General features: G+C 62.0%; 5 protein-coding genes. All 5 read right to left on the bottom strand.

Annotated features, from left to right (window positions below):
* Positions 1 to 63: 63 nt before the first annotated feature.
* Positions 64 to 453 carry an ArsR/SmtB family transcription factor gene (locus tag A2J03_RS09740; RefSeq protein WP_068372760.1) on the bottom strand — a complete coding sequence of 130 codons (390 nt, stop codon included), beginning with the start codon at positions 451 to 453 and terminating at the stop codon, positions 64 to 66.
* A gap of 130 nt (positions 454 to 583) precedes the next feature.
* On the bottom strand, positions 584 to 1,327 hold the full coding sequence (locus A2J03_RS09745; RefSeq protein ID WP_068372765.1) for a winged helix-turn-helix transcriptional regulator: 744 nt from the start codon (positions 1,325 to 1,327) through the stop codon (positions 584 to 586).
* A 93-nt stretch (positions 1,328 to 1,420) separates the two neighbouring features.
* Positions 1,421 to 2,197 carry a phosphate ABC transporter ATP-binding protein PstB gene (pstB, locus tag A2J03_RS09750; RefSeq protein ID WP_068372762.1) on the bottom strand — a complete coding sequence of 259 codons (777 nt, stop codon included), beginning with the start codon at positions 2,195 to 2,197 and terminating at the stop codon, positions 1,421 to 1,423.
* Between the two features lie 18 nt (positions 2,198 to 2,215).
* The gene (pstA, locus tag A2J03_RS09755; protein WP_068372764.1) at positions 2,216 to 3,115 is read right to left on the bottom strand and encodes a phosphate ABC transporter permease PstA; all 900 of its coding nucleotides are present in this window, start codon (positions 3,113 to 3,115) and stop codon (positions 2,216 to 2,218) included.
* The coding region (gene pstC, locus A2J03_RS09760; protein ID WP_068372768.1) for a phosphate ABC transporter permease subunit PstC at positions 3,112 to 3,782 on the bottom strand (671 nt) is incomplete at its 5' end. The genes pstA and pstC, both read right to left, overlap by 4 nt.

The following is a 3,782-nucleotide window of genomic DNA, read 5'->3' on the forward strand; positions in this document are numbered from 1 at the left end:
ATCGATCCAACGTGGAGAGCTTGCCGACGACGGCTGTGTCGTCGGGTGCATTCACCGTGTTACTCATTCGGCCACCGCCGCAGCGTCGCAGATCTGTGTGGTGGCAAGAGGCTCGGCGTCGACCAGGACAGCCGAGAGCTGATGTAGCGCGGAAGGAATGACGCGGTAGTAGACCCACGTGCCGCGGCGCTCGCAGTCGAGGATGCCCGCAGTGCGGAGCACTTTGAGGTGGTGGGAGATGGTCGGCTGGGAGAGGTCGAACGTGTCGGAGATGTCGCACACGCATGCCTCGCCGCCCTTGTGGCTGGCCACCAGTGACAGCAGGCGCAGTCGAACCGGGTCACCGAGAGCTTTGAACATCCGCGCGAGGTCCTCGGCCCAGTCGGCGGTCAAGGGCTCCCGCGTCAGTGGGGAACAACAGCTATCGGAGGCGGTGTCTTCATAGATCGACATTCGTCTATATTGACAGACATCAAATCAGTTGGCAATTGCCTTCGAGGTTGTTCGTTCGGAGTTCACCTGTTGGGTGGGCCGCACTGCGGTTCTCCACTTCCGACTGGGAGTTCCCGCTAGTTCAGGGACTTCATGTTGGGGAGGAGGCGACTGGTTGATACAGCGACGGAGACAGACCGTAGCCGCGACCTCGGCTGGTGCGGATGATCTGACCGTAAACCGGATCGGTGCCGAGTTTGTCGCGCAGCCGCTTGATGTGAACAGCAACGGTATTGGTCTCGGAGCTGTGCCCCCACACGACATGACTGATCTGCTCTTGGCTGACGATCCGCCCGTGCTGTTCGAGGAGATACGTCAGCAGTTCGAACTCGCGGTGGCTGAGTGCGAGTTCGCGACCGTGCAACCACGCGGCCTGCGCTCGACGATCTATCCGCACCGGTCCGGCCGCTACGATCGGACCCGAGTCGTCGCCTGATCCGGCGAGCCCGGCGAAAGCGACGATCGTGTCGATGTCGTACGGTCGGGCCACCACCGCCGAGGCGCCGGCTGCCAGCGCTCGCCGACCCTCTTCTGCGGCGGATGCGCTGGCCCCGACCAGGATCGGGATCGCGGACAGTGGCCGTATGCTCGCGATGATGTCCTCTGCGGACACTGTGCGGGTCTCGGCCGACAGAACCATCAGCGATGGCATTTCGGCTCCCACAGCAAGCAACACTGCTGCACCGTCCCGATACCAACGGGTGTCGATTCCGCGTGCAGCGGCGGCATCCATCAGCGGCTCGGCGATGTTCGGGTCGGATTCGTTGAGCAGTAGCGTCGCGGTGGGGGTAGTGGCGTCGACATTGGAAATATCGTCCGATGATTCGACGCTCACGTACCCCCCGTTCGAAACTCGTTGCACAGTCCCGGCCTTGTCGACCGACACCGAGATTTCCCGCTGCGCTCGATAAGGATCAAGTCGCAAGGGTTACCCGAAGCGCCCGGAAATGTAATCCTCGGTGGACTTTTCATCCGGGTTGGAGAAGATCTTTTCGGTGTCGCCGACCTCGATGAGACGGCCTGGCTGGCCGACGCCCTTGAGGTTGAAGAACGCCGTCTGATCACTCACACGTGCAGCCTGCTGCATGTTGTGCGTGACGATGACGATCGTGTAGTCCTTCTTGAGCTCACCGATCAGGTCCTCGATGGCGAGGGTGGAGATCGGGTCGAGCGCAGAGCACGGCTCGTCCATCAACAGCACGTCCGGGGAGATGGCGATTGCGCGGGCGATGCACAGACGCTGCTGCTGCCCACCAGAGAGTCCGCCGCCGGGCTTGTCGAGACGGTCCTTGACCTCGTTCCACAGGTTGGCTCCGCGCAGTGAGCGCTCAGCGACCTCGTCGAGCTTCTTGCCTCCCCGCGATCCCTGAAGCTTCAACCCTGCTACCACGTTGTCCTTGATCGACATCGTGGGGAACGGGTTGGGGCGCTGGAAGACCATGCCGATCGTGCGTCGAACACCGACCGGGTCGACGTTGGAGGCGTAGATGTCCGCCCCGTCGAGCAGGACGGATCCTTCCACGCGGGCACCGGGGGTGACCTCGTGCATACGGTTCAGTGAGCGAAGCACCGTGGACTTACCGCAACCGGACGGACCGATCAGGGCAGTCACGCTGCGTGGGGGAACCGACAGGGTTACCGAGTCGACGGCATGAAACGAACCGTAGTAGATGTCGAGATCTTTGATGTCGAGGCGCTTTGCCATGGTGTCTCCTGGGACGTTCTAGCCTTGTTTTGCAGAGAGGAACCGGCTCGCGAGCGTCGCGAGGAGGCTGAGGAATGCAACCAGCAGGATAAGTGTCAAGGCGGCGCCCCACACACGTAGCTGTCCGGCGTCCGTCGGGTTGATCAACTCGGTGAAAATCAGCAGGGGCAACGACGCCATGTTTCCTTCGAAGGCATCGAAGTTGATCGACCGGCTGTAGCCGACCAAGATCAGCACTGGCGCTGTTTCACCGATGACTCGGGCGACCGAGAGCAGGATGCCGCTGATGATTCCTGGGAGTGCGGTGGGGATGACAACCTTGGCGATCGTCCTCCACTTGGAAATGCCGAGCGCGTAGGACGCTTCGCGAAGCTCGTCCGGCACCAGCTTGAGCATTTCTTCGGTGGACCGCACTACCACTGGCAGCATCAGAAGCACGAGCGCAAGTGCGACGGCGAAAGCGCTCTGCGGGAAACCGAAGGTGGTGATCCACAGGCTGAACACGAACAGGGCTGCGACGATCGAGGGCACACCGGCCAGCACGTCGACCATGAAGGTGGTCAACTTTGCGAAGCGGCCGGTTCCGTACTCCACCAGGTAGATACCCGCCATGAGTCCCATCGGGACGGAGATTACGGCGGCGATCAATGCCTGGATGATGGTGCCGTACAGGGCGTGGTAGATACCGCCGGCGAACTGCTCCGGCAGCACTCCGGAGAGCGATTGTGTCCACCATCCCGACGAAACGATTGCCTCTGCGCCGCGTGAGATCACGGTGTACAGAACCCAGATGAGCGGGATGAGAGCAATCACGAACGCGCCGGTGAAGATGACGGTCGCGAACGAGTTCTTTACTTTCCGAACACCGCCGACGTTCTGAAAGGTGGGCGCTTTGACGGGTGCGTCTGTGATGCTCATCCGTTGACCTTTCCGCCGGCGATCGAGCGTGCGATGGCGTTGACCACGAAGGTCAGTGCGAACAGTACGAAGCCGGCAGCAATGTAGGCGCCGGTGGAGAGTGGGACGCTGAATTCGGAAGCAGCTGAGGCGATCTTGGAGGCGAAGGTGTATCCGCCGTCGAAGAGCGACCAGCTACCGGCAGAAGCTGCCGCGCGGAGAATGATTAGGATGGCCACGGTCTCGCCGAGCGCGCGACCGAGTCCGAGCATCGACGCAGCGATGATGCCGCTTCGACCGAAGGGAAGAACGGTCATCCGGACGACTTCCCAGCGGGTCGCGCCGAGAGCCAGTGCCGCCTCGATCTGAGCCTTGGGGGTCTGACGGAGCACCTCGCGGCTGACCGAGGTGATGATCGGCAAGATCATCACTGCCAAAACGATGCCCGCGGTGAAGATCGTGCCGCCACCGTTGAGCGAGACGTTTCCGTCGCTGAACAGGAAGAACCAGCCCAGGTTGCTGTTGAGGAACCGAGCTACCGGTTCGATCTCCGGGGCGAGAACGAAGATGCCCCAGAGCCCGAACACGATAGACGGAACCGCGGCGAGCAGGTCAACGACGGAGCCGAAGGTTCTCGACAGCCTGGGCGGTGCGTACTGAGTCAGGTACACCGCGATGCCCACCGAGA

This window comes from Rhodococcus sp. EPR-157, from assembly GCF_001647195.1.
Lineage (GTDB): Bacteria > Actinomycetota > Actinomycetes > Mycobacteriales > Mycobacteriaceae > Rhodococcoides.